We start from the raw sequence: 26,662 nt of genomic DNA on the forward strand, positions 1-26,662 counted from the left end.
CCTTAGAGGCCTGCACATCAGTGCGCCCAACACCAGACAGGAAGCCTCACCATGACCATAAAAGCGATCAACGTTCGTAACCAGTTCAAGGGTGTCATCAAGGAAATCGTGGAAGGCGAAGTGGTTTCCGAAATCGATGTGCAAACCGCCTCGGGCATCGTCACCTCCGTGATCACTACCCGCTCGGTGCGCGATCTTGAATTGAAGATCGGCAGCGAGGTCATTGCCTTCGTCAAATCTACCGAGGTCTCGATCGCCAAACTCTGACCGGGCCGGACCCGCGGCTTCGACACTCTTTTTCCCGCGATCGGTCGGGCAGATATCGAAGCCGTTCATCAGTGTCCAGCGCAATCTGCATAACCATATAATTATATGATTCTTTCATAATTATTCATCGCTAATATAATCAAAATTACTTTTTGGCTGGTCCTCTGAACCTCGCTGGACGCAACACGGCTGACCCGGTTTTTTGCTCGGCCACTTCGAACCAACCCACACCAAGGTCTTTCATGAAGTTGAAAAAACTCATCGTCGCCGCCAGCCTGCTGTTCGCCGCAGCCGGGGCTCATGCACAGCAAGCCATCGATATCAGCTACCAGCGTTCCTCGACCCTGTGGATTCTGCTCAAGCAGAACGGCCAGCTGGAGGAGCGCCTCAAACCCATGGGCTTCACCGTCAACTGGCATGAATTCAGCACTGGCCTGCTCAGCTCCCTGAATGCCGGCAGCGTCGATTTGCATGCCGATGTCGCCGACGCCTTTGCCCTGTTCACCCAGGCTGCCGATGCGCCGCTGACGTATTACGCCAGGGAAAATCCATCGTCCAGCGCCCAGGCGATCATCGTTGCGGACAACTCACCGATCCGTAGTGTTGCTGATCTGAAGGGCAAGACAGTCGCCGTTTCCAAGGGCTCGGGCAGCAACTTCCTGTTGATCTCGGCGTTGAAAAAAGCCGGCCTGACCCTCGCCGACATCACCCCGCGTTACCTGGAAGCACCGGACGGCGGCGCGGCATTCGCCAACGGCAGTGTCGATGCCTGGGCCATCTGGGACCCGTTCCTGGCGACCCAGCAACGGGAGCATCAGGTGCGCGTGCTGGCCGATGGCAAGGAGGGGGTCGCCAACTACAACCGCTTCTACCTGGCAACGTCGAAGTTCGCCAAGGCGCACCCGGACGTGCTGCAGGTCACCTTCGACACCCTGCGCGAGACCGGGCAGTGGGTCAAAGCACACCCGCAAGAGGCGGCCAGGATTCTCGGACCGCTGTGGGGCAACATTCCCCCGGCCACGGTGGAGCTGGCAAACACCCGCCGCAGCTACGACATCGTGCCGGTCAAGGTCGATGAACTGGCCGAGCAGCAACGCATCGCCGACACCTATTACGCGGCGAAGCTGACGCCCAAGCCATTGAAGGTCTCCGACATCGCTGTCTGGACGCCGAAGGCGCAGTAAGGGGGCGTTATGAGTCGTCAAATTCACCTGTCCGCCTTTTTGCTGACCGGGCCTGTGGTCCACAGCCATGCGGTGTGGCGTCACCCTGAAACCGTCGGCAACTACCTTGAGCCCGAGTACTACGCCCGCGTCGCGAAAGTGGTGGAAGAGGGCTTGTTCGACTTTCTGTTTTTCGCCGATCGCCTTGCAGTCGGTGACCAGATGGGCGGCTCCCGGGACCTGGCCTTGCGCTACGGCGCCCAGGATGCGACGCGCCTGGATCCGTTGCCGATCCTGTCCTACCTGGTCGGCCAGACCCGCAAGCTGGGCCTGGGCGCCACCCGTTCCACCACCTATTACGAACCGGCGCATATCGCCCGGGAATTCGCCACCCTGGATCACTTGTCCAGGGGCCGCGCGGCCTGGAATATCGTGACCTCGATGAACGACAGCGAAGGGCGTCTGTTCGGCAAGGACAAACACCTGGAGCATGACCTGCGTTACGACCGCGCGGACGAATTCGTCGATGTGGCGTTGAAGCTGTGGCGCAGTTGGGGGGCGGATGCGCTCAAGCTCGATCGCGAAAGCGGGGTGTTGGCCGATCCGTCACTGATCCAGTCGGTGCAGCACCAGGGGGAATGGTTCAAGGTCGAAGGCCCGCTGAATATTCCGCGCACCCCACAAGGGCGACCGGTGCTGATCCAGGCCGGTTCATCCGGGCGTGGTCGGCGTTTTGGCGCGCGCTGGGCCGAGGCGATCTTCACCATTCACCCGCACTTGAACGCCATGCGCGCCTTCCGTGACGACGTGCGGGCGCAGGTCGTGCAGCAAGGGCGCGAGGCCGACAGCTGCAAAGTGCTGACGGCGGTCATGCCGTTCATTGGCGGCAGTGAAGCCGAAGCGCGGGCCAAGCGTGATCGGCACAACGCCCTGGCCCGTCCCGAATTGGGCCTGGTGACCCTGGCCTCGCAACTCAATGTCGACCTGTCGCCTTTTCCTTTATCCGCGACCCTGGCCGAGATCGCCCGGTCGCCGCTGATCCATCCGGCCGCCGCCGAAAAGCTGCTGATGCAGGGCCCGGATACCACCCTGGAGCAACTGGGACGGATTTTCGCCAGCAGCGTGCGCGTACCGCAACTGGTGGGCACCGGCGCGCAAATCGCCGATCAACTGGCCGAGCTGTTCCTGGGCGAAGGCTGCGACGGTTTCGTGATCTCGCCGGCTTACCTGCCGGGCTCGTTCAGCGAATTCGTCGAGAGCGTGATTCCTCATTTGCAACGCAAGGGCTTGTTCCGCCGCGCCTACGAGGGCTCGACCTTGCGTGAGCATCTGGGGCTGGCCGGACTGAAGGACTAGTACCTCCATCAATCAAAGGGATATTTGCATGGCTGTTTTCGATCGTTTGACCCGTCGTCACCTGCTGGGCCTGGCCAGCGTCGCCCTGGCGAGTCCGTTGCTGATGTCGTTGCCGCGCGCCAGCCTGGCCGCCGATGAACACGCCGGACACGCTGTCGACAGCGCAAGCGAACCCGGTGGCACCGGTGAGTTCATCCGCCTGGACGCACCGCGGGCGCTGAAGCTGGCGGTCAACCTCAATGCGGTGTGCCTGGCGCCGGTGGTCATCGCCCATGGGCAAGGCTTTTTCAAGAAGCACAACCTGGATGTCGAGCTGGTCAACTTTGGCAACTCCACCGAAGTCCTGCTCGAAGCCATCGCCACCGGCAAGGCCGATGCTGGCGTCGGCATGGCATTGCGCTGGCTCAAGGCCCTGGAACAGGGCTTCGACGTCAAGCTCACCGCCGGCACTCACGGCGGTTGCCTGCGTTTGCTCAGTGCGGTCAATGGCGACGTGCATAAACTCGAAGACCTCAAGGGCAAGACCATCGGCGTCACCGACATGGCCAGTCCCGATCGCAATTTCTTCTCGATCCTGCTGAAAAAGCACGGCATCGATCCGGTGCGCGATGTCGACTGGCGACTGTTCCCGGCGGACCTGCTGGGCACGGCGCTGGAGCGCGGTGAAGTCCAGGCGGTCAGCGGCAGCGATCCGTTCATGTACCGCCTGATCAAGGCCGGCCAGGCCCGGGAGCTGTCGACCAACCTGGTCGAGGAGTACGCCAACCTCAGCTGCTGCGTGGTCGGGGTGACCGGCAAACTGGTGCGTGAGGAAAAGCGCGTGGCGGCGGCCCTGACCCAGGCGATTCTCGAGGCCCACGATTACTCGGTGAAAAATCCCCGGGCCGTGGCCAAGGGGTTCCAGGCCTATGCCCTGAACACCTCGGTCGAGGAAGTCGAGGCGATCCTGCACGATCATACCCACGGCCATCATGCTGTCGGTGCGCTGCTGACCCAGGAAATCACCACCTACGTCAGCGACCTGAAAACCGTGGAAGTCATTCGCCAGAGCACTGACGCCGGCGAGTTTGCCAAGGAGATCACCGCCGATGTCTTCAGCTGAGATTTCAACCCTGGCCCCAGCGGCGACGTCGCGGGCGTTGAAGGTGTGGCGCCAAGGCGCGGTGGCGGTGACGGCCTGGGTCGCGGTGGCGCTGTTGATCAGCTATTGGCCCAACGCCACGCGGGTCTGGCCGATGACCCAGGGCCTGGCGAATCTGTGCCTGGCGGTGGCGGCCTTGATCGGTCTGCTGGGCATTGTCAGTCGCTGGTCGGCAAAGGTCGCCACGCGCATTCGTGCAGCCGGCGCCTGGTTGATCGCATTGCCGCTCCTGCTGGCTATCTGGGAGTTGCTCACTGCCAAGCTGGGCTTGCTGCCGGTGCCATTTTTCGCACCGCCGCAAGCACTGCTCGCGGTGTACGTCGAAGACTGGCCGCGCCTGGCCGAGAGCCTGCTGCATTCGGCGCTGCTGCTGGGCACGGGCGTAGCGCTGGGCGCTGCGACGGGTTTTGTCGCCGGGGTCGCCATCGGTTGGTCGACCAGCATCGGCTACTGGCTGCACCCGGTGTTGCGCATTCTCGGGCCGGTGCCTTCCACGGCCTTGCTGCCGCTGTGCTTCTTTCTGTTTCCCACCAGCTGGAGTGCCAGCGTGTTCCTGATCGCCCTGGCGACCTGGTTCCCGGTGACGGTGCTGACCTGGTCCGGCGTGGCCAGCGTCGACAAGGCGTATTACGACGTGGCCCGGACCCTGGGTGCGAAGCAGGGCTTTCTGATTTTCAAAGTGGCGATCCCTGCGGCGTTGCCCCACGTGTTCGTGGGTCTGTTCATGGGGCTGGGCGCTTCGTTCTCGACCCTGGTGGTCGCGGAGATGATGGGGGTCAAGGCTGGCATCGGCTGGTACCTGCAATGGGCCCAGGGCTGGGCGGCCTACGCCAATATGTATGCGGCGCTGTTGATCATGGCACTGGCTTGCTCGGGGTTGATCTCCGCGCTGTTCCTGGTCCGTGACCGGTTGTTGGCGTGGCAAAAAGGAGCGATGAAATGGTAGCGCTGGCACAAACAACAACGGAGTCGGCTTCGGCAGGACTGGCCCTGCGCATCGACAATCTGAGTCACGGGTTCGCCCTGGACGGTCAGCACTTGCCGGTGCTGGAGCGGGTTTCCCTTGACGTTGCCCCTGGCGAATTCGTCGCCTTGCTCGGGCCTTCAGGGTGCGGTAAGTCCACCTTGCTGCGGCTGGTGGCCGGGCTGGAGCCAGCCGATTCCGGCCGGTTGCTGGCGGACGGAGTGTCGATTGCCGGCCCAGACCCGAGTCGGGTCGTGGTGTTCCAGGATCCCACGCTGTACCCCTGGCGCCGGGTATGGGACAACGTCGCCCTCGGCCTGGAAGCCCAGGGCCTGCTGAAAACCCATTCGGCCAAGGTCGATGCAGCCCTGGAAAAAGTCGGCCTCAGCCAGTTCGCCCGCGCTTACCCGCGGCAGCTGTCAGGCGGGATGGCCCAGCGTGTGGCCTTGGCCCGGGCGCTGGTCAACGAACCGCGCCTGCTGATCCTCGACGAGCCGCTGGGCAAACTCGACTCCCTCACCCGCATCACCATGCAGAAAGAGCTGATTGATTTATGGCAACGCCAGGGCTACACCGCGCTGCTGGTGACCCACGATGTCGAAGAAGCCTTGCTGCTGGCCAATCGGGTGATAGTGTTCAGCGACCGGCCGGCGGCGATCAAGGCGCAATTGACCATCGAACGGCCGTATCCGCGGCATCGCGACGATCCTTACCTGGTGGACCTGCGTCGCCAGATCATGGGCTTGCTTGGCTTGGGGGAAAGCTGGTAATCATGGGTTGAATGCCAGAGACGTCAACGATCACGCGGATTTTCCGGTTAAACACGGCACCCTGTAGGAGCGAGCTTGCTCGCGATGGACGTCAACGATGACGCGGGTTTTCTGGTTAATCGCGGCGTCCTCAGGCCCATCGCGAGCAAGCTCGCTCCTACAGGGGCCGGGCCTTTTCAGCGAACAAGAGATGCAGCGCCAAGGAGATCATCGCCCCATGAGTTTCACTTCCATGCATTGGGGGGCCTACCGCCCGCAGGTCGTCGACGGAAAGCTGGAAGCGATGGACCCGGTGGAGTGGGACCCGGATCCGTCGCCTATCGGCGCTTCGATTCCCGACGCCCTCACATCACCGACGCGAATCCTGCGACCGGCGGTGCGCCGCAGTTATCTCGCGCAGCCCGGTGCTCACCCCGAGCTGCGCGGCCAGGAGCCCTTTGTCGAAGTGTCGTGGAAGGTCGCCCTGGACCTGGTCGCCGGGCAGCTGAAACGGGTCAAGGCCGAGCAGGGCAACCAGGCCATTTTTGGCGGCAGCTACGGCTGGGGGAGCGCCGGGCGTTTCCACCATGCGCAAAGCCAGCTGCACCGTTTCCTCAATCTGTTCGGCGGCTATGTGTTCAGCATGGACAGCTACAGCTTGGGCGCCGGGCGGGTGTTGATGCCGCACATCGTCGGCAACATGGATTGGCTGCTGGCCGCCCATACCTCATGGAAAAACCTGGCCCGCCATTGCGAGCTGTTCGTCGCCTTCGGTGGCCTGCCGGCAAAAAACGCCCAGACCAGCCCCGGTGGCGCCAGTGAGCATCTGCTCTCCCGTGCGCTGGAGGAGATGTCCGAGGCCGGCGTGCAGTTCGTCAACGTCAGCCCCTTGCGCGACGATCTGACCGGGCCGAAAAATATTCAATGGCTGCCGGTTCGCCCCGGCAGCGACACCGCTTTGATGATGGCGCTGTCCTACGTGCTGGTCAGCGAAGGGTTGCACAACGAGGACTTCGTCCGGCGCTACACCGTCGGCTACGAGACCTTTCGCCAGTACTTGCTCGGGCATGTCGACGGTCAGCCCAAAGACCCGCTGTGGGCGCAGGCCCTGACCGACATTCCGGCACAGCAGATTATCGACCTGGCGCGGCGCATGGCTCGCCAGCGCACCCTGATCAACGTTGCCTATTCCCTGCAGCGCGCGGTGCACGGTGAACAGCCGTTCTGGATGACCGTGACCCTGGCCGCGCTGCTCGGGCAGATCGGCCTGCCCGGCGGTGGTTTCGGTTTGGGTTACGGCTGCATGAACAACACCGGCAGCGGGCGCAAGGCATTTTCCGGACCGCGCTTTTCCCAAGGGGTCAATCCGGTCAAGGATTTCATCCCGGTGGCGCGGGTCACCGACATGCTGCTCAACCCAGGCGCGCCCTTCGACTACAACGGCAAGCAGTTGCATTACCCGGACATCCGCCTGGTCTATTGGGCCGGGGGCAATATCTTCCATCACCATCAGGACCTCAACCGTCTACTGGAGGCCTGGCAGCGGCCGCAAACCATCGTCGTCCATGAGCAGTTCTGGACCGCCCAGGCCAAGTACTCGGACATCGTGCTGCCGGCGACGACGGCCCTGGAGCGCAACGATATCGGCAGCGCCGCCTCGGACCGTTTCATGATCGCGATGCACCAGGCGATCGAGCCGGTGGGCGAGTCACGGGACGATTATTCGATCCTGGCGGATATCGCCAGAAGGCTGGGTTTCAGCGACGCCTTCACCGAAGGTCGCGACGCCGAGGCCTGGCTGCGCTTTACCTATGACGAGTCCCGGGGCCGGGCGCAGGAACACGGGATCGAACTGCCTGACTTCGATAGCTTCTGGCGTGACGGCCTGTTCGAAATCGATTACCCCGACAACGATACTGTTCTGCTCAAATCTTTCCGCGAAGACCCGGATGCCCATCCGCTGCCGACACCTTCGGGACGGATCGAAATCTTCTCTGAACGCATCGCCAGCTTCGGCTACGCCGATTGCCCCGGTCATCCGGTATGGCTGGAAAAGCCGCTGGCATCGTATCCGTTGCAGTTGCTGTCGAACCAGCCGAAGACCCGCCTGCACAGTCAATATGATCACGGCGCCTACAGCCGCTCCTCGAAGATACGCGAGCGCGAACCGCTGACCCTCAACCCCGCGGACGCCCGTGCCCGGGGCCTGGTCGATGGCGACGTGGTCAAGGTGTTCAACGAGCGCGGCGCGTTCCTGGCCGGGGTGATTGTCTCGGACGGCATTCGCCCCGGCGTGGTGCAGATCGCCACCGGGGCCTGGTTCGATCCATGGATGCCTGGCGAGCGCAACAGCCTGGAAAAACATGGCAACCCGAACATGATCACCGCCGATGTCGGAGCTTCGAGCCTGTCCCAGGGCTGCTCGGCGCAAACCGCGTCGGTGGAGATCGTGAAGTGGGATCAGGCGTTACCCCCGGTCACGGCGTTCGAGCCGCCGTCGATGGTTTGACGGTGATCGGCGTCCTTCACCGATCTGGTGTTCACAGAAGACCCCCTGTAGGAGCTGGCTTGCCAGCGAAAGCGGTCTGCCAGCCACCACCTCTGTTGAATGTGCCGCCGTCTTCGCCAGCAAGCCGGCTCCTACACGTAATCAGTTTCGTTCACCGAATTCGTGTTCACAGAAGACCCCCTGTAGGAGCTGGCTTGCCAGCGAAAGCGGTCTGCCAGCCACCACCTCTGTTGAATGTGCCGCCGTCTTCGCCAGCAAGCCGGCTCCTACACGTAATCAGTTTCGTTCACCGAATTCGTGTTCACAGAAGACCCCCTGTAGGAGCTGGCTTGCCAGCGAAAGCGGTCTGCCAGCCACCACCTCTGTTGAATGTGCCGCCGTCTTCGCCAGCAAGCCGGCTCCTACACGTAATCAGTTTCGTTCACCGAATTCGTGTTCACAGAAGACCCCCTGTAGGAGCTGGCTTGCCAGCGAAAGCGGCCTGCCAGCCACCACCTCTGTTGAATGTGCCGCCGTCTTCGCCAGCAAGCCGGCTCCTACAGGTAATCAGTTTCGTTCACCGAATTCGTGTTCACAGAAGACCCCCTGTAGGAGCTGGCTTGCCAGCGAAAGCGGTCTGCCAGCCACCACCTCTGTTGAATGTGCCGCCGTCTTCGCCAGCAAGCCGGCTCCTACACGTAATCAGTTTCGTTCACCGAATTCGTGTTCACAGAAGACCCCCTGTAGGAGCTGGCTTGCCAGCGAAAGCGGCCTCGAGCCTTGCAGCGCCCATGCAGACGCCTTCGCCAGCAAGCCGGCTCCTACAGATATTGGCTAGGAGGAATCAGAACGCGTACTGCAGGCGGGTGTAGTAATAGCCTCCCGTAAAACCAAACGGCGAATAACTGCCCCAGTTATCACCAAACGAAGAATTGGGCACGCCGATATGATCGGGATATTTATCAAACAGGTTCTGCGCACCCACAGCCACGGTCAGCTGTTTGTTGATCGCATACGCCACGTCGAGGTCGGTAATCCATTTCGCCGAATATTCGCGATCCAGGCTCGGATCGCTTGAACTGTTGACCTCGGTGTAGGTGCCATAACGAGTCAATCGCAGGTTGACGTCGAAGTCGCGGATCGCCCAGTCGGCGGAGAAAATCATCTTGCTGCTGGGGGAGGTCTTGGTAATCAACGCCCGCGACTGGCGCCCGAGCAATTGAAAGTTGCTGCCCAAAGCCGTGAGCTGCGATGGGGTTTCGTTGACGCTGAGGATTTGCGTGTGGTTGTAGTTCAGCGCCGCGGTCCAGCGCACCGAGCCGAACCGGTTCAGGTCCTGCCGATAGTTACCCACCACATCGACCCCCGAGGTGCGGGTGTTGGCGCCATTGCTGAAGTACTGCGCCCCGGCGGTGGCCGGCACGCCGATGCTGTCGAGCAGGGCGGCGACGCCCGGTCCCTGGAAGCGTTCGCTGAGCACCAGGCGGTCGCGCAGGTTGATCACGTAGCCGTCCACGGTCAGGCTCAGGTCGTCGCTGGGGGTCAGGGCGAAACCGAGGCTGAAGTTGGTCGAGCGCTCGGGCTTGAGCGACTCGGCCCCCAGCGCCTGGGCGCCAGCCGAATCCACCGGCAAAATCACGTAGTTGTAAGACTGGTAGACGCCATTGATGGTATCGAACCCGGTCGAGCGCGCGGTGAAGATCTGGTTGGCCAGCGACGGCGCGCGAAAGCCGTTGCTGATAGTGCCGCGCAGCGAAAACACCGGGTTGAATTCGTAACGGGTGCTGAGCTTGCCGCTGCGGGTTGCGCCGACCCCTTCGTTGTAATGCTCATAACGTGCGGCCACCCCCAGGTACCACTGCTCGACCGGATAGAAACCCAGGTCGATGTAGCTGGCGACACTGTTGCGGCTTATCTTCTGCGCATCGTTCGGGGTGATGCCGTTGGTGACCTGGGCGCCCGGATCGGGGCGTTCCCCGGCGCGTGGATGGCCGGCCGGAAACACGTAGCCACCGTCGATATACGAGGCTTCTGACCCTGCTCGGGTCTCGTAGCTTTCACGCCGATGCTCGAAGCCGAAGGCCACGTCCAGTGGCTTGGCCAGGCCGATCTCGTAGCTGTTTTTCAGGTCCAGGTTGCTGGTCAGCTGATCGGCGATGTAAATGCCGGAGGTGAATTTGTTGGGGGTGTTTTCACCCAGCGACGGGTTCTGGTTGTTGTAGGTGCGTTGCTTGGCGTAGTTGCGGCCATAGGTGCTGCTCAGGTCCCAGGCCCAGCCGCCGATATCGTCGCCCCTGGCCCCGAATGCGGACTGGAAGTCGGTTTCGTTGATCAGCCAGTACGGGCTGTAACCATCGGGATAACCGTTGGGGCCGGTGGTGATGGTGTTGCGCCCGCTCGGCAGGCGGAAGTTCTGGCCGTCGTTGTTCTCTCGGGTAGCCAGGGTCGAGAACGAATACAGGGTAACGGCATCGTTCAGTGGCAGGTCGAGGTTATAGGCGACATCGGCCAACTGACTGCGCGGCAAGCCATAACCTTTGTAGGTGTGATGGCTGGCGGTGGCTTCGCGCGGGTCGGGCGAGCCGTCGGCCAGTGGATAGTAATGCGAGCTGTAGCCGTTGCTGCCGGCCTTGTTGTCGCGTTCCTGGTAGCGGGTGTCGAGCGAGACGTTGAGCACGCCGGCCTCGCCGACTTCAAAACCGTAATTGAGCGCTTCAGTTCCGGTGCCGCGCTTGCCGTCGTAGTTCTGCCCCAGGGTGGTATCGGAACTGCCGCCGGTGGTTTGCTTGAGGATGATGTTGATCACTCCGGAAATCGCATCCGATCCGTATTGGGCCGCCGCGCCATCGCGCAGCACCTCGATATGATCGATGGACGCCACCGGAATCAGGTCGAGGTCGCTGGGCGCCGCGCCGCTGTTGATGCCGTTGATGTTCAACGTCGCACTGGTGTGCCGGCGCTTGCCATTGACCAGCACCAGCACATGGGACGCGGTCAGGCCGCGCAGGGTGGCCGAGCGCACTACGCCGCTGGCATCCCAGCCCGCGCGGTCGGGCAGGTTGAAGGAGGGGATGAATTTACTCAGCGCCTCCAGCAGGCTCGGTTTGCCCACCGAGCGCAGTTGTTCGCCGGTGACCACGTCGATCGGCGTCGGGCTGGTGGTCACGGTGCGTTGCTCGGTGCCACGGTTGCCGGTGACGACCACCGTATTGAGGGTGGGAGCGCTGGTGTCGGCGGCTTCCACGTTGTACGAGGCGAGACCGCAGGCAATCGACAGTGGCAGTAGTAAGGGACGGCAGGTTGGCGCTATTCGGCGCTCTTGGCGTTTGAACATGAGGGTGAAGCTCCTGAAAGTCGGGTGATGCCCATGTCATTGCTTGCGCGCGGCGACAGCCTCGATTTCGACCAGGCCGCCGGGCAGCGGCAGGGCCACCACCTGAACCGCGGTGCGTGCCGGTTTGTTCGGTTGCGCGGCGCTGCCGAAGAATGGCGTATAGCCTTCCTGCAGTCCGGCGAAGTCGAGATTGCCGCCCTTGGCCGGGTCACCCACCAGGAACACTCGCAGTTGCACCACATCGCCCAGGTCCAGCCCTTGGCCCTGCAGCACGCCTTTGAGCTTGTTGAGGATCGAGGTGGTCTGGGTTGCGGTATCGCCATAGGCGGCGAAGGAGTCCTTGGGTGCTTTCGGGTCATGCAGGTCGGCCAATAGGCCACTGACGAACAACAGGTCGGTTTGCGCCGGCACCGACACCGCCAGGGATATCGGAAAATTGGAATTGGGCAGGGCGATGCGTTTGATCTCGTCGGCGTGGCTGGTGAGAGCGGTGGCGGTCATGAGGAGTCCTGTGAGCAACGTCATGGTTTTCATCGTTCAGTCCTTTAATTAACAAAGTCAGGCGGCAACGCCCGGTTGCTGACGTTCGGCATGGCGGCCAATCAGCGAAACGATGCGCCGCGCCGAGTCGGCGGCGCTGTTCTGCCAGATGCCGACGCCACCATGAGCCAGGGCATCGCTGGCCAGATAGGTGCGACCTTGAGGCTCGTTGAGGATCCGATAAGCGCTCTCGCCGACCTCGTCATTGACGATCCACGGGCCGTTGCTGAAAGGCACCTTGGCCCAGTTGATCGCCACCGGTTTTTGCAACTTGGTGCTGTGTCCGGGATGCAGCAGTTCCACCGCTTGCCGGGAAGAGGCGAACTGTTCGGCGAGGGATTTCCTGCTGAAGGCCTGGGCCGACTCGCTGGTGTTGTAGGCCGCCACCAGAATCCCCTGGGCGCTGTTCAAACGATCGCTGGGGTACCACAAGCCTTTGACTTCATGGTCCAGGTAAGAGAGCCCGCCGTAGATGTTGAAGTCGGTTTCCCAGAACCGTGGCGACTGCCAGGCCACCTTGTTCGCCTGATCGCTCTGCGCGCTGAGAATCGCTTGCTTGAAGGGCTGGCTGAAATTGCTTGGCAGTTTGGCCAGTAGCGGCAGGGGCACGGTGACGATGGCGTAATCGGCGTTGAGGGTCTGGGTGGCACCGGTCTTGCGATCCCGGTAGGTGATGCGGCTGCCAAGTTCTGCGGTCTGGATGTCGCTGACTTCGGCGTTGAAGCGCACCGCGTCCTTGAGCTGTTCATGGAACGCATGGGGAATCCGGTCCATGCCGCCCACTGGCTGGAACATGGTCGAGGAGAATTCGGGGATTTCATCGAACACCAGCGCGCCCCAGAGCTTGGGGTTGAGCAGGGTCTGCAGCTCCAGCGGCGCGCGGGTGATGCCGGTCTGGTCGCCGGCACCGGGCACGCGGGTGTAACCGGAGCGCACCGAACCCTTGTATTGCAAGTCGGCATTCAGATCGCCGTAGACCTTGAGGAAACTCAACAGCGCCTGACGGTCGTCGGCAGTCAGGTCCTGGTCCAGCGCTTTGCGGCTGACGGTGCGCGCCAGCAATTCGGAGAGCTGCCCACGGGTGTCGTTGACCGCCTGGCGCAACTGGAACGCCGGTTTTTTCGGGTCCGGCAAGGCCAAGGCGTTGCGGCTGCTGTTGACCAGCACTTGCAGCTCTACACCCAACTCGCGGCAGTAGCCGAGGATAGTCTGGTGATGGCTGGGAATGCGTGCGGGGCCGGCGTTGAAAAACTGCCCGTCATCGAAGTCGACGGTCTGGCTGACACCGTCGTCGAAATCGATCTTGCTGCCGCGCCGCAACGTCCAGTTGCGCCCGCCCACCCGCTCGCGGGCTTCGAGAATCGTCACGGTGAAGCCGGCCTTGCGCAGTTCGTAGGCACTGACCAGCCCGGAAATACCGGCCCCGACCACCACCACATGCTTGCCTTTGCCGCTGCTGCCCAGTTGCAGCGGGTTGAAACTTGCCGCCACGGCCTGAGGCGTCAGCCCCAGTGCACCGAGGGCGCTGACAGCGGCGGAATAGCCACCGACGGCGGCAATGCGGGAGATCAGTTCCCTGCGGGTGAAAGCCATAGTGTTGCTCCTTGGGCTGCCTGCACATCGTTCAAAATGGGTGCAGCGTTGTGTCGTTATGTTTTTTGGCCAAAGCGTTGCCGTAGCCAGGGTTTGCAAGCCATGGCGGGGGCGGCTTGAGCCGGATTCGGGTTTGGGTGTCGCAGTGACCGTGGAGTGATGTCGGCCGGAAAAACGTGCAGTTCCGTGGGCCTCCACCTGGTCAGGGGTCGGTTATGGTTGTAACAATATTTGTATAAACAGGCGCTGTAAAAGTCCAAATAGTTATAAGGTAATTATAAAAAATAGGCATTAAATGTCTGATGTAAATGCGTAAAGCTGATGTTGTTTTCTAACGGCTGCACGGAGCCAATGTGTGTGTGGGCTTGCTCGCGAAGGCGGTGTATCAGACAACATTGATGTCGACTGACACTCCCTCTTCGCGAGCAAGTCGAATCGTCGCACCGCCGCTCCCACATGGATTGCAGTGCCCTTACCCTAAGGGGCTGGACTCAATACCCGCGCTGTACGTTCGCCTGATTCTCCAGCGCCAGGCCATTGAGAAAGCGTTCAAGATTGGCCAGGAAACTGTCGGCAATCTCGTGGCGACTGTTGCTGGAAATCGCCGAGGTATGGGGCGACAGGCGCACCCGTGGGTGGGCGTAGAGCGGGTGCCCGTCCGGCAAGGGCTCGGGTTCGGTGACGTCCAGTGACGCCAGGCCGACGCTGCCCGTGTCCAGCGCCTCCAGTAGCGCCCCATGGTCGAGCAGGCCACCCCGGGCGATGTTGATCAGGTGCAGGCCGGGTTTGGCGCTGGCGAGCACGGCGCGGTCGACGATATGCCGGGTCGAGGTGGTCAAGGGTGCGGCCAGCACCAGGTGATCGGCGCGGGCAAACAGATCATGGATATCCCTTGCTGCTTCGACTCCTTCAACCTCGAACGGCGTTTCACTCTGGCGCAACGCCAACACCTTGATGCCCAGGGCATGGGCCTTGGTCGCCAGGCTGCGGCCAATCGCGCCGAACCCCAGAATCCCCAGGGTGGTGCCCTTGAGCGGCGTCAACGCGGTGAAATTCCATTGCGAGTCATGTACCCAAATGTCCGGCAGACGCTTGGCCGCAGCGAAAATCGCGGCCAGGGCGAACTCGGCGATGTTCTCCGCGGCGCTGCCGCGGGAGGTGCTCACCGGTGGGCCGTTGAACAGCCATTTCGGGTAGAAGTCGATGCCCGAGGACACCACCTGAATCCACTTCAAGCCATAGGGCCAACCTGGTGGTGGCGTATCCGGCGCTTGATAACCGCGCACATTGATCGGCCGCGCCAGCAGGATGCCGACCTCGGCCGGCAGGTCGCTCGGCACTCCAGCCGGCACGCCTATGACACGGGCTCCCGGGTGGCTGTGCGCGAGGCGCTGGCGGATCACTTCGTTGAAATCTTCATCCAGTTGGCTGGCGATGACGAGCGGGCTCATGGGCGTTCCTTTGGCTGGCGCTGGGCGAAGACCGCTTTGCCGACGCCTTGCAGGACGGCGTCGTTTTGCGGCGTGTGAACCCGGCTGCAGAGCACGTCGCGATAATGCCGTTGCAGTGGGTTGGTGCGAGACAGGCCGGGATTGCCGGAGGCCTCGATGGCCAGCTCGACGGCGCGGATGGCGTTGCCGGTGACCAGGAATTTCAGTTGCGCCGCGTGACCGGCCGAGGTGCGGCCCTCGGCGGCGGAATCGAGCAGGCTGCGGTTGGCGAACAGCAGGGTGTCGATGTGGCCGACGGTTTCCTGAAAGCGCGGCAGGGTCGCCAATGCCGCGCCGAGGTTGGACGGTACGCGGGTTTCCAGCCAGCCCACCAGCCAGTCGCGGGCGGCCTGGGCGACGCCGTCGTAGACCGAGGACAGCAACACCGACATCCACAGCAACCCGTCGCCGTCGAGTTCCGGTTGCGGCGCGCTCCAGCGGCTGACGCTGACCGCGTGCTCCAGCGGCACCAGCACGTTGTCGAACACCACCTCATGGCTGCAGGTGGCGCGCATGCCCAGATGGTCCCAATCCTCAATGATGCTGATGCCCGGCGTGTCCTTGTGCACCAGCCAGGCGCCGACCAGCGGGTCTTCGTCGTTGCTGCGCGCCCAGACGCTGAACCAGCTCAGGCCATGGCTGCCGGTGGAGTAGATTTTCCGCCCGCTGATCCGCCAGCCCGCCGCGGTACGCCTGGCGATGGTCGCCGGCAGGCCGCCGCGGGCCGGGGTGCCCAGGTCTGGTTCGACGCGCAAGGCGTTGATCAGCGCGCCATGCTCGACGGCGTCCCGGGCCACCTGCTGGCGCAGCGCGTCGGGCCAGCTTCGACTGTCTTGCAAACGGGAGTGCTGCAGGTATTGCATCACCAGGATCAAGGCGGTGGAGGGCTCGCCCTTGGCGATGGCGCTGATGGCCTTGCGTGCCTGTGCCAGGTTCGCGCCGCCACCGCCCAGGGCTTTGGGCACGGTCAGCGCCACCAGGCCATGCTCGTGCAACAGCTTGAAGTTGTCGTGGGGGAAGGCGCCGCTCTCGTCATACAGGTGGGCCGTGGCGGCCAGTTGTGCGCCGATGTTTTCGAGCAAGGCTTCGAAATTGGCCACGTCGACGGATCGCAGGGGTGGGGAATGTTGGGGAGAAAGACTCATGGTGGATTTACTCGAAAAAAGGAGAGAGCCGGTATCTGTTTGTGCGACACAGCCCCCTGTAGGAGCCGGCTTGCTGGCGAAAGCGGTGGGTCAGACACCATCGATGTGGCCTGATACACCGCTTTCGCTGGCAAGCCGGCTCCTACAGTTGGTCTGTGTTGTTCACACCTTCTGTGTATGGCCTCATGGCTTTAAAGCGGCAACAACGGAAAATTCTTGTCCCACAACGGACTGACATCGAGCCGTTCGCTCAACACGCCCGCATCGAAGAACAGATCGGCAACCTCCTGCTGCGAGGCGATGGCCTGATCGTTCACCGCGATGATTTTCGACGCCTGGCTACGGCTGTTGTACATGTCGAGAAACACCGCCTTGTCCACCCCCAGCAATTGCGCCGATTTCGCCGCCCAGGGCTCGGGGTTGTCGTTGATCCATTCCAGCGTGCGGGCCTGGCGCTGCAGGTAGTCCTGGATCGCCTGCTTGCGCAACGGGTCTTCCAGGGCGGCGGGGCGCGCGGCGATCAGATAGTTGCCCGACAGATAACCCAGGGCGGTCTTCAGCACCCGGGCGCCACTGCGGAATTTCGCCAGCTGGATAAACACGCCGTAGATCACCCAGGCATCGAGCTGGCCGCTCTGGAACGCACTGAAACCATCCTGGGGCGTGAGCGCCACCGGGGTGATGTCCTTCAGGGTCAGGCCTTGTTCCTTCAGCGCCTTGATCAGGAAATAGTGCGAAGTGGTGGAGCGCACGTAGCCGACCCGCTTGCCGCGCAGTTGCGCCACCGATTCCAGGTTCGAATCCTTGGGGATGAGGAACACCTGGTTGTTCACATCGCCTTGCAGCACCGCGATCAGCCGCGGTTGGCGATGGCTCTGGATCGAGAAGATCGGTGGAATCTCGCTCATGCCGCCGACGTCCAGACTGCCCGAGGCCAAGGCTTCGACGATCAGGTTACCGCCGGCGAATTCCGAGTAATCGACTTTGTAGGGGGTATGGGCGGTGCCGGCGTCTTCGGTGAAGTACGAGTCCTGGCCGCGATAGGTGGCGACGCCCAGGGTCAGGTCCGAGAACCTGTTGGCTTGGGCGAATGCACGCGGTGCCAGTCCCAGGGAAGACAGCCCCAATGCGCCAAGGGCGATGGAACTGGCCGTAAGGAAGCCGCGACGATTGAACTGTCCCTGTGTGATCTTTTTCGTCACGGTCAGGCTCTTGTCAGATGGCGAGTCGCAAGGGTGTTTGCCCCAGCAGCTGTTCGACCGCGCGCAACACGGGGTCGGCTTCGGTGCGCACCAGCCAGTCGGGGCTGACTTCGGCGAAGGCCACCGTGCCGTCCCGGGCGATGACCACCACGGTGGGCTGCGGCAATTCCCAGGTACCGGTGCCGGTGGTTTCGCCGATGCCCTTGCCCTTGGCCAGTGCCGCTTTACGTGACGCTTCATCGAAGCTGTAGAGAATGCCCAGGCGCCGGCCGAGGCTATTGTCCGGGTCACTGGCCACTTGCAGTCCAAGGTTATGGCGGGTCTTGATCGCCACCAGTTTTTCCGGCACCTGCGGGCTGACCGCTACCAGCGGCACCCCCAGCGCCTGCAGGTGCGGATAGAGCCGGCGCTGGTAATAGGGCAGGGCGATATTGCAGGCCGGGCAACCGGCGAACCGGAAGAAAATCAGCACCGCCGGACCGTTGGCGAGCAACTCGTCGCGGCTCAGGCTGCCGCCTTCGACCTTCAACAGGGTGAAGGGCTCGAGCGAATCGCCGGCCCTGACGAAGTCGTCGACCCGTGCTTCGTCCACCAGGCGTTGGCGTTGATCGATATTGACTTGCAGGGCCGCCGGCTCCCAGCTCGCCACGCGTTCGGCATGCAGGTTCGCCAACAGGCGGTTGAGGGATTCGCTCATGCCAGTGCCTCGCTGTGCTCTTCAACCTGAGTGACGGAATGTCGGTTGGCCGGTACCTCGAGACCGAGGTTGTCGCGCAGGGTGCTGCCACTGTACTCATCGCGAAACAGACCACGCTGTTGCAGCACCGGCACCACCAGTTCAGTGAAATATTGCAGGCCATCCGGCAATAGCGAGTTGATGATGAAACCGTCCGCGGCGCCATGTTCGAACCAGGTCTGCAGGGCATCGGCCACCTGTTCGGGCGTGCCGACGAAATCACGCCGTGGCCGGGAGAAGCGCAGGGCGACTTCGCGCAAGGTCAGGCCTTCTTCCCGGGCAAGCTGCTTGATCCGGTCCGATCCGCCTTTCTGGCTGTTGGAACCCAGGTCGCCCAGCTCGGGAAACGGCGCATCCAGCGGGTACTGGCTGAAGTCATGGTCGTTGAACGGCCGGCCGAGGGCGACGATGGCATCCTCGATGGTCACCAGTTCCACGGCTTGCCGATAACGGCTTTCAACTTCCGCTTCATCACGCCCGACGATCGGGCGGATGCCCGGCAGGATCGACAGCTTCTGGGCCTCCCGGCCGAAGCCGCTGGCCCGTTGTTTCAGGTCCTGATAGTAAGCACGGGCTTCGTCGAAGGACTCGGGGCTGACGAAAATCGCATCGGAGTTTTCAGCGGCGAAATTGCGTCCCGCCTCGGAGGTGCCGGCCTGGAAAATTACCGGCTGACCTTGCCGGGAACGGGCGATGTTCAGCGGGCCTTTCACCGAGAAGAATTCACCCTTGTGTTCCAAGGCATGCAGCTTGCCGGGGGTGAAAAACTCGCCGCTCTGCTTGTCGTAGGCGAAGGCGTCGTCTTCCCAGGAATCCCACAAGCCCTTGACCACCGCCACATGTTCCCTGGCGATGCGGTAGCGCACGGCATGCGGCGGGTGCTCGGCCTTGCCGAAGTTGTCGGCGGTGCCGCTGAGCCAGGAGGTGACCACATTCCAGCCGGCGCGACCGCCGCTGATGTGGTCCAGGGACGCAAACTGGCGCGCGACCTGGAAGGGTTCGGTGTAGCTGACGGTCACGGTTGCCACCAGGCCGATGTGCCGCGTAGTGGCAGCCAGGGCCGAGAGAATGGTCAGCGGCTCGAAGCGATTGAGGTAGTGCGGGCTGGACTTCTCATGGATGTGCAGGCTGTCGGCGATGAACACGAAGTCGAACTTCGCGGCTTCTGCCAGTTGCGTCTGCTGCTTGTAGAAATCGAAGTTCACGCTGGCATTGGCCAGGGCCTGCGGGTGGCGCCATTCGCCCCAGCCATGGCCGACGCCATGGACCATCGCACCGAGTTTCAGTTGGCGTTGCTTGCTCATGGTTCTACTCCTGGTTCAGTCGCATCGTTAGCGCGATGCCTGGCTAAGTTGGGCGCGTTTGGCGTTGAAGCTCTTGTCGAAGCCTTGGGAGACGTCGATGTGTTTGCTGAGGATTCCCTCTTCCTGATAGATGTCGGCGGTGGTTTGCAGGCCGCTGATGACCTTGTCGTCAATCTCCACGGGTTCCATGTGGGTGCCTTTGGCCACGGCGACATGCACCGCCAGCGGCAAGCCGGTCACTCGCGCCTGGGCGGCGGCGTATTCCTCGGGGTGGGCGTTGGTCCAGCGGTAGGCGCGATCGACCCGGGCGACGAAGTCTTCGAGTTGCTGGCGTTTGCCGGCGATGGCCTGGCTGGTGGCGGCCAGGTACAAATGGTTGGTCAGCAGGGTGGCGCCACTGGCCAGGACCTTGGCCTGATTCTGGGTGGTGGAAATGGTGGTGTAGGGATCCCAGGTCGACCAGGCGTCGGCACTGCCGTTGTCCAGCAGGATGCGCGACTCGCTTGGCAACAAGTAGATGAACTGCACGTCGCTGGTGCTCAGGCCGACGCTGCGCAAGGCCTTGATCGCCAGGAAGTGGCCGATGGAGCCGCGGGTGGTGACGATCTTCTTGCCCTTGAGATCGCTGGCGTCGTTCAGCGGTGAATCCTTGGGCGCGAGGATCGCGGTGGTGTAGCGTCCCTCGGCATGCACGATGCTGACCACCTTGATCGGTGCACCGGCGCCGAGGGCGAACACGTAGGGCGCATCCCCCAGGGCGCCGATGTCCACGGCGCCGGCATTCAGCGCTTCGCCCAACGGGGCGGCGGCCGGGAACTCGGAGAACTGGATGTCGTAGGGCACGTTCTTCAGTTCACCGGAGACCTCCAGCAGCACCTTGATCGAGGACTTCTGATTGGCCACCAGCAAGGGTTGAAGGTCGGCGGCGTGGCTGAATGCGGTGCAGCCCAGGGTGCAGATCAGGCTCAACAACAGGGGTTTGAATGACATGTGGAACTCCAGGCAGGTTGTTGCGCTTCGTGTGGCCTCCGCCTGGAGAAGGGGTCGGTCTGTGGTTGACGTTATCTCTATAAAAACTCGATGTGAAATTCTTTATGGTTATAAGCTAATTATTAAGTTAAGTGATTATGAATGTGATGATTATCAAATAAATGCATTTAATGGTCAGCCTGTGGGAGCGAGGCTTGCCCGCGAAACAGGCACCATGGTTTTTCATGCATTGCGCGTCATCGTTCTTCGCGGGCAAGCCTCGCTCCTACAACTGCCCTCAGAAGTTGTAAGCCAGCCGCGTGTAGTAATAGGCCCCGCCAAACCCGAACGGTGAGAACTGGCCGTATTTGTAGCCCCCGGCCCAATCCTGGATGCCATTCTTGTCCGGGTACACGTTGAACAGGTTATTCGCCCCCAGCGCCACCGTCAGGTGCTTGCTCAGGTCGTAGGCCACATCCAGGTCGGTAATCCACTTGGCACTGAACTTGCGGTCATTCACCGGGTTATTGTCGCCTTCGATATAGCTGCCGAAACGGGTGACGGCCAGGTTCAGGTTGTAGTCCGTGACCTTCCAGTTCGCCGCCAGGATCAGTTTCGATTGCGGCGTGGCGACGGTCAGGTCCTTTTGCAGGCGCCGGTCGAACAGTTGGTAGCCCGAACCCAGGCTGCTCAGTTCTGGCGGGTTGTCCTGGAGTTTCTCGATCTTGGTCTGGTTCCAGTTATAGGCTGCGCTCCAGCGGATCTGGCCGTACCCGTCCAGTTGCTGGCGATACTCGTTGATGATGTCGATGCCGCGGGTGCGGGTGTCGACGGCGTTGGTGTAGTACTGGGCATACAGGCCGGGAGACAGGCCGTTGGCGGCGAGGATCTGCGAGACCGCCGGGCCGCCGAGCAGGCTGGTGGAGACGATGCGGTCGCGGATGCCGATCTGATACAGGTCGGTGGTCAGGCGATAGTTCGGCGTGGGCTCGTAGGTGAAGCCGAAGCTGTAGTTCAGGGACTTTTCCGGCTTGAGCTTTTCCGCACCCAGGGCCTGGGCCTCGGTGGTGTCCACCGGCAGCACCTTGACCGGCACCGAGACCTGCTGGCCGTTGACCACCCCGCCGGAAGTGAAGGTCGAGGAGGCATAAATGGTTTGCGCCAGGGACGGTGCGCGAAAGCCGTTATTGATCGTACCGCGCAAGGCGAAGGCGTCGGTGAACTGGTAGCGGGTGGAGAACTTGCCGCTCCAGGTGCTGCCGATGTCCTGGGTGTAGCGCTCGTAGCGCGCTGCCACGCCGACGTACCATTGGTCCGTCACATCCAGGCCCAGGTCGACATAGCTGGCGACGTTGCTGCGACTGATTTCCCCGGCGTCGGCGGGGCTGGTGCCGTTATAGGAAGCGAGGCCGGGCAGGGGTGTCCTGCCCGCGAAGGGGCCGGTCGGGATGACGTAGTTGCCGGGGGTATAGGACGCATAGTCGCCGGGCTCGATCTGATACTTCTCCCAGCGGTATTCGAAACCGAACGCGGTTTGCAGCGGGTTTTTCAGGCCGATGTCGAAGCCGCGACTGAAGTCGAGGTTGTTGGTCCACTGATCGAAGATCTGCGAGGCCAGGTGGAACGAGGTCGGGCTGGTCGGTCCCCAGGAAGGGTTGAGGGTGTTGCTGGCGTTGAGCGTCGAGTCGTCCTCGCCCCAGGTCGAGCTGGCGTCATAGTTCCAGCCGCCAACCTCGCCCTTGAAGCCACCCGCCACCTGAAAATCGATGGTGCGATTGCGCCGCTGGGCGTGGACGCCATCTGGGTAGGGCGTATTGGGGTCGCCGGCCAGGGAGTAGATGTCATTGGGCCGGTAGTTGCCCGTGATCTTGGTGGTTTCCATGTAGCTGGCGGTGGAAAAGGAATAGAACGTCAGGTCATCCTGGATCGGCAGTTCGAGGTTGTAGCTGGCGTTGGTGACCTTTTCCCGGCCCAGCCCGTAACTCGGGTTCCAGCCGTGGCGATTGACGGTCTGGTCGCGACTATCGGGGAAGCCGGGCAAAGAATAGAGGTTGCCGGTGGCGCTGCCGGAGCGGTCGAAGGGTTCCTGTGTCTTGCTGTCCAGCGCCAGGTTGGCGAAGCCGTCGTTGGGCAGCGCCAGGCCGTAATTGATGGTCTGGTGCACGGTGTCGCCATCGCCGCTGCCGTAGCGTCCGAACGAGGTCTCGGCGCTGCCGCCGCTGTCGTTTTCCTTGAGGATGATGTTGATCACCCCGGCAATGGCATCCGAGCCATATTGCGCGGAGGCGCCGTCGCGCAGCACCTCGATGTGGTCGATCGCCGAGACGGGAATCAGGTCGAGGTTGACCGGCACCGCCGCCGTGCCGATGCGCGCCAGGTTGTTGATCAGTGCGGTGTTGTGCCGCCGTTTGCCGTTGACCAGCACCAGCACCTGATCCCCGGACAAGCCACGCATGGTCACCCCGCGCACCGACCAGGAGGTGCCGCCGCCATTGATCGCCGGCAGGTTGAACGAAGGCAGCAGGCGCGCGAGCAATTCCTTGAGGCCGACCTTGCCGCTGGCCTGCAATTGTTCGGCGCTGATCACATCGATCGGCGAGGGACTGTCGGTGATGGTGCGTGGCTGGCTGCCGCGGTTGCCGGTGACCACCACCGTGCTCAGGGTTTTGTCCGGTTCAGCGTTCTCTGCATGAGCCTGGGTGCTGGCGGCCAGCAGGCTGAAGGCGGCGGCCGCGTAATAATCGTATTTCACTCGGGGGCTGGATGAGCGCATGACGCGAATTCCTGAAAGATTGCACGCACAGGCGAACCCCTTCGCGCACGTTCGCGAATAGCAGGGGCTGGCGGGTAATGTTGTAGGAGCCGGCTTGGCGAAGACGGTGTGTCAGTCAATACATGTATCTACTGACACACCGCTTTCGCCAGCAAGCCGGCTCCTACAGGTTTGTGTGTTTGTTGAGGGGGATCACGCCGCGTTGGCGCGTCTTACCCGATGAGGAATGTCGTCATAAGCGATCAGCACCCGCTCCATGCGGCGCGGGTAATCGCCGTAGTTGTAGACCGGGTAGTGCAGGGTCGAACGGTTGTCCCAGAACGCCACCGAGTTTTCCCGCCACTTGAAGCGCACCTGGTGTTCGGGCTTGTTGAACTCCAGCAGCAGGCGATTGATCAGTTGCTTGCTCTGTTCCGGCGTCCAGCCGATCACCGAAGGGTTTTGCGAGAAGTTGATGAACAGGCCATCCTCGCCGGTTTCCGGATGAGTACGCACCAGCGGGTGGGCCAGGATCGGGTAGTCGTAGCCGACTTTGTCCAGCGAAGACTTGAAGTCGTGGACCACGTGCAGGTCATCGATTTCTTCGCGCAACTCGTCGGGCAAGGCGCGATAGACCGCGGCCGTGTCGGCCCACAGGGTATCGCCACCGACCGGGGGCAAGTCGACCGCACGCAGTACGGCACCGAGGGTCGGCTGCAACAGCCAGCTGGTATCGGTGTGCCAACGGCCGCTGATCCTCGGGCCGTAGAGTTTGCGTTCGTCCTGGGCCTGAATCAGATGTGCTTGCGGTCGCGTCGGGTCGTTTTGTTGGGTGGTGGGGTGAACATAGAGCTCACCGAATTCGCGAGCGAAGGCAATCTGCTGTTCGGTGCTGATGGCCTGGTCGCGGAAGAAAATCACTTTATGCTCCAGCAGCAATCCGCGCAGTTCGTCGCGCAGCGCCGGGGTCAGCGGCTGGCGCAGATCGATGCCGGCAATTTCCGCGCCGATGGTCGGTTCCAGGCGGGTGACCTGCAGTGTGTTGGTGGCGTGTGAAGGGGCGTGGTGCAAGACAGCGGACATGATGTGAATCCTCTCGATTATGGGTTCAGCCTCCGCCTGGAGAGGGGTCGGATGTGTGTAGGAGCGAGCTTGCTCGCGAAGGTCGTGAACGATAACGCGTAAAACCAGATGCCCGGCGGCTCTTTTGGTGTTCTCGCGAGCAAGCTCGCTCCCACAGATACAAAGGCCGCCGGAAGCCGGCGGTTAGATCACAAAAAAGCCATGGGTGCCGTCGCGGGCCAGTTGCTCGACCAGTCCGAACTCCCAGTCCAGATAGGCTTGCATCGCTTCGCGGGGATTATCTGTGCCCTCGTAGGGACGGCGATAACGGTCGATGCGCGGTGAAGCCAGGTGAGTCTCGCCTTCTTCCAGTGCCTGTCCGGCAGCGATCCAGCTGGCGGTGCCTCCACCCAGCACAAACACCGCCTTGCCGGTCAGCGCCTCGACCTCGGCGACCGCCAGCCGTGCCAGCTGGCTGCTGCCGCAGGTCAGCACGTAGCGTTGCACCGTCGGCACCTTCGCCAGGGCGTCGCGCAGTTGGCCACGCAATACCCACCAGGCGCCGGGGATATGGCGTTTGACGTAATTGGCGCTGCTGGTGAAATCCAGCACCGCGGTGTCGCCATGGGTCAGCCAGTCGGCCAGGGTCTCGGGACTGATTTCCTCAGCCTGTTGCGGCGCAGGGACCGGCGCCTGCCAGGCACCCTTTTCACTGAAGTGTGCCGGCTGCAGGTCATCCAGTACGTGCACTTCCCAGCCCAGTTGGGCGAGCCAGGAGGCCGACATGTTGGCGCGCACGCCATCGTCGTCGACCAGCACCAGGCGCGCGCCACGCACACTGGCGAAGTGGTCGGTTTCCTGCACCAGCTGGCCGCCCGGAGTCGAGCGGGCCGAGGGCAGGTGTCCGGCTTCGAATTCTTCCGGCGTGCGCACATCGAACAGGTAGGTGCTGCGTGCCGGCTCCTGTTGCCAGCGTTGCAGGTCGGCCAGGGTGGCGCGGCCCACCAGCGCCTTATCGGCGACGCGACGGGCATCGCCGGCAGCGATTTGTCGATGCTCTTCACTGGTCGGGGCGAAGCGCCGCGATTGGCCGTGTTGCAGTGTTTGACCGGCCAGGGTCCAGCCGATGGTGCCGTTACGCAAAGCTGACACCGGGTTGGCGATGCCGGCATTGATCAGCGATTGGGTGCCGATGATGCTGCGGGTACGCCCGGCACAGTTGACGATGATGCGCGTCGCCGGGTCCGGTGCCAGCTCCCGGGCACGCAGCACCAGTTCCGCCCCCGGTACGCTGATGCCGGTGGGAATGCTCATGGTCTGGTATTCGTCGAAACGCCGGGCATCGAGCACCACCACGTCGGCCTGGCTGTCGAGCAGCGCCTGAACCTCTTCCGCCGCCAGGGACGGCGTGTGGCGCTGGCTTTCCACCAGTTCGCCAAAGGCTTTGCTTGGTACATTGACGTCGATGAACAGTTCGCCGCCGGCGATGCGCCAGCCTTCCAGGCCACCTTCCAGCAGGCTGACATTCACGTAGCCCAGGCCCTGCAAGCGCCGAGCGGCGATCTGCGCCAGGCCTTCGCCATTGTCGTAGACGGTCACTTGGGTATCGAGCCGTGGAATTCTCGAGTACACCTCCAGTTCCAGTTTTGAGAGTGGAATGTTGGCCGCAAACAGCGGGTGTGCCTCAGCGAAGGGGGCTTCTTCGCGCACATCCACCAGCGCCAGTTCTTCATGGTTCAGCAGGGCCTGGCGGATCTCGGAGTAGGAGCGGGTAGGTGCAGTGCTCATAGGGCTTGGCTCTCTTTGGACAAATCCCAGATATTGGGGAGAAAGGCGTTGGAATAACCGGAGATAAACAATTTCTCGCTGCCATCGGGCTGGTACACCGCGCGACGCACGGCACCGATGTTGGCGCCGTAGACATGGATGCTGATCGAGGCCTGATCATCGAAGGCGTTGCTGACTTGATGAATGTCGCCGATCTTCGGCGACACCGCCTCGACCTGACCCGGCACCAGCTGTATACGCGGGCCTTCGGGCACCAGGCTGCCGTCCGGGTTGCGGGCGAACCCTTGCGAGTACTCCGAACCGCGCAACATGCCGATCAGGCCCCAGACCCGATGATCATGGATCGGCGTGCGTTGTCCCGGCCCCCAGACGAAACTGACGATACTGAAGCGCTGGCGTGAATCGGCATGCAGCAAAAACTGTTGATAGCGCTCTGGGTCTGGCTGGGCAAAATCCTCAGGCAGCCAGTCGTCGTGGCTGACCAGTTGCGCGAGCAGCTTGCCGCCGCGATGCAGCAGATCACCCTCGCGGGGGTTGCCGTCGATCAATTCCGCCAGGGCGCCTATGAATGCTCTGAGTCGTTCCGGGTGTCGGGCCTGGGTCATGGCGATTTCCATTG

20 protein-coding genes are annotated in these 26,662 nt (G+C 62.5%); 7 read left to right on the top strand and 13 right to left on the bottom strand.

Annotation, left to right across the window (positions count from 1 at the left end):
- The first annotated feature begins 51 nt into the window (after window positions 1–51).
- From F8N96_RS19805 to F8N96_RS19835, 7 genes are all read left to right on the top strand, one after another.
- Window positions 52–267, top strand: a complete 216-nt coding sequence (locus tag F8N96_RS19805; RefSeq protein WP_059404251.1) for a TOBE domain-containing protein — start codon at window positions 52–54, stop codon at window positions 265–267.
- Window positions 268–509: 242 nt separating this feature from the next.
- On the top strand, window positions 510–1,451 hold the full coding sequence (locus tag F8N96_RS19810) for an aliphatic sulfonate ABC transporter substrate-binding protein (protein WP_150799236.1): 942 nt from the start codon (window positions 510–512) through the stop codon (window positions 1,449–1,451).
- A 9-nt stretch (window positions 1,452–1,460) separates the two neighbouring features.
- Entirely contained in the window at window positions 1,461–2,786 is a 1,326-nt protein-coding gene (locus F8N96_RS19815; protein ID WP_150799237.1) for an LLM class flavin-dependent oxidoreductase, read from the top strand.
- Window positions 2,787–2,814: 28 nt separating this feature from the next.
- Complete coding sequence (locus F8N96_RS19820; protein WP_150799238.1) at window positions 2,815–3,888, top strand: ABC transporter substrate-binding protein; 1,074 nt, start codon at window positions 2,815–2,817, stop codon at window positions 3,886–3,888.
- Window positions 3,875–4,873: an ABC transporter permease gene (locus F8N96_RS19825; RefSeq protein WP_150799239.1), complete on the top strand. Its 999-nt coding sequence runs from the start codon at window positions 3,875–3,877 to the stop codon at window positions 4,871–4,873. The genes F8N96_RS19820 and F8N96_RS19825 overlap by 14 nt, the downstream gene beginning before the upstream one ends.
- A complete protein-coding gene (locus tag F8N96_RS19830) occupies window positions 4,867–5,661 on the top strand; it encodes an ABC transporter ATP-binding protein (protein ID WP_150799240.1) in 795 nt (264 codons plus the stop codon). The genes F8N96_RS19825 and F8N96_RS19830 overlap by 7 nt, the downstream gene beginning before the upstream one ends.
- Window positions 5,662–5,878: 217 nt before the next feature.
- Entirely contained in the window at window positions 5,879–8,149 is a 2,271-nt protein-coding gene (locus F8N96_RS19835) for a molybdopterin guanine dinucleotide-containing S/N-oxide reductase (RefSeq protein ID WP_150799241.1), read from the top strand.
- 823 nt (window positions 8,150–8,972) lie between these two features.
- Here the strand turns inward: F8N96_RS19835 and F8N96_RS19840 are convergent.
- From F8N96_RS19840 to F8N96_RS19900, 13 genes are all read right to left on the bottom strand, one after another.
- Window positions 8,973–11,462 (bottom strand): TonB-dependent receptor plug domain-containing protein, encoded by a 2,490-nt coding sequence (locus tag F8N96_RS19840; RefSeq protein WP_150799242.1) that lies wholly within the window; start codon window positions 11,460–11,462, stop codon window positions 8,973–8,975.
- Between the two features lie 36 nt (window positions 11,463–11,498).
- Window positions 11,499–11,996 (bottom strand): RidA family protein, encoded by a 498-nt coding sequence (locus tag F8N96_RS19845; RefSeq protein WP_150799243.1) that lies wholly within the window; start codon window positions 11,994–11,996, stop codon window positions 11,499–11,501.
- Window positions 11,997–12,020: 24 nt separating this feature from the next.
- The gene (locus F8N96_RS19850) at window positions 12,021–13,595 is read right to left on the bottom strand and encodes a flavin monoamine oxidase family protein (protein ID WP_150799244.1); all 1,575 of its coding nucleotides are present in this window, start codon (window positions 13,593–13,595) and stop codon (window positions 12,021–12,023) included.
- Between the two features lie 491 nt (window positions 13,596–14,086).
- Window positions 14,087–15,046 carry a D-isomer specific 2-hydroxyacid dehydrogenase family protein gene (locus F8N96_RS19855; protein ID WP_150799245.1) on the bottom strand — a complete coding sequence of 320 codons (960 nt, stop codon included), beginning with the start codon at window positions 15,044–15,046 and terminating at the stop codon, window positions 14,087–14,089.
- Entirely contained in the window at window positions 15,043–16,230 is a 1,188-nt protein-coding gene (locus F8N96_RS19860; protein WP_150799246.1) for an acyl-CoA dehydrogenase family protein, read from the bottom strand. The genes F8N96_RS19855 and F8N96_RS19860 overlap by 4 nt, the downstream gene beginning before the upstream one ends.
- Window positions 16,231–16,421: 191 nt before the next feature.
- On the bottom strand, window positions 16,422–17,432 hold the full coding sequence (locus tag F8N96_RS19865) for an ABC transporter substrate-binding protein (protein WP_150799247.1): 1,011 nt from the start codon (window positions 17,430–17,432) through the stop codon (window positions 16,422–16,424).
- A 13-nt stretch (window positions 17,433–17,445) separates the two neighbouring features.
- Window positions 17,446–18,129: a peroxiredoxin-like family protein gene (locus tag F8N96_RS19870; RefSeq protein ID WP_150799248.1), complete on the bottom strand. Its 684-nt coding sequence runs from the start codon at window positions 18,127–18,129 to the stop codon at window positions 17,446–17,448.
- Complete coding sequence (locus F8N96_RS19875; protein ID WP_150799249.1) at window positions 18,126–19,472, bottom strand: LLM class flavin-dependent oxidoreductase; 1,347 nt, start codon at window positions 19,470–19,472, stop codon at window positions 18,126–18,128. Before F8N96_RS19875 ends, F8N96_RS19870 begins: the two co-directional genes overlap by 4 nt.
- A gap of 27 nt (window positions 19,473–19,499) precedes the next feature.
- Window positions 19,500–20,462, bottom strand: a complete 963-nt coding sequence (locus F8N96_RS19880) for an ABC transporter substrate-binding protein (RefSeq protein ID WP_150799250.1) — start codon at window positions 20,460–20,462, stop codon at window positions 19,500–19,502.
- A gap of 277 nt (window positions 20,463–20,739) precedes the next feature.
- Window positions 20,740–23,214: a TonB-dependent receptor plug domain-containing protein gene (locus F8N96_RS19885; protein WP_150799251.1), complete on the bottom strand. Its 2,475-nt coding sequence runs from the start codon at window positions 23,212–23,214 to the stop codon at window positions 20,740–20,742.
- A gap of 192 nt (window positions 23,215–23,406) precedes the next feature.
- On the bottom strand, window positions 23,407–24,276 hold the full coding sequence (locus F8N96_RS19890; protein WP_150799252.1) for a TauD/TfdA dioxygenase family protein: 870 nt from the start codon (window positions 24,274–24,276) through the stop codon (window positions 23,407–23,409).
- 183 nt (window positions 24,277–24,459) lie between these two features.
- Complete coding sequence (locus F8N96_RS19895; RefSeq protein WP_150799253.1) at window positions 24,460–26,043, bottom strand: rhodanese homology domain-containing protein; 1,584 nt, start codon at window positions 26,041–26,043, stop codon at window positions 24,460–24,462.
- The gene (locus F8N96_RS19900) at window positions 26,040–26,648 is read right to left on the bottom strand and encodes a cysteine dioxygenase (RefSeq protein WP_150799254.1); all 609 of its coding nucleotides are present in this window, start codon (window positions 26,646–26,648) and stop codon (window positions 26,040–26,042) included. Before F8N96_RS19900 ends, F8N96_RS19895 begins: the two co-directional genes overlap by 4 nt.
- Window positions 26,649–26,662: the final 14 nt, after the last annotated feature.

Origin of the sequence: Pseudomonas fluorescens (assembly GCF_902497855.1) — a bacterium.
Taxonomy (GTDB): Bacteria; Pseudomonadota; Gammaproteobacteria; order Pseudomonadales; family Pseudomonadaceae; genus Aquipseudomonas; species Aquipseudomonas fluorescens_BI.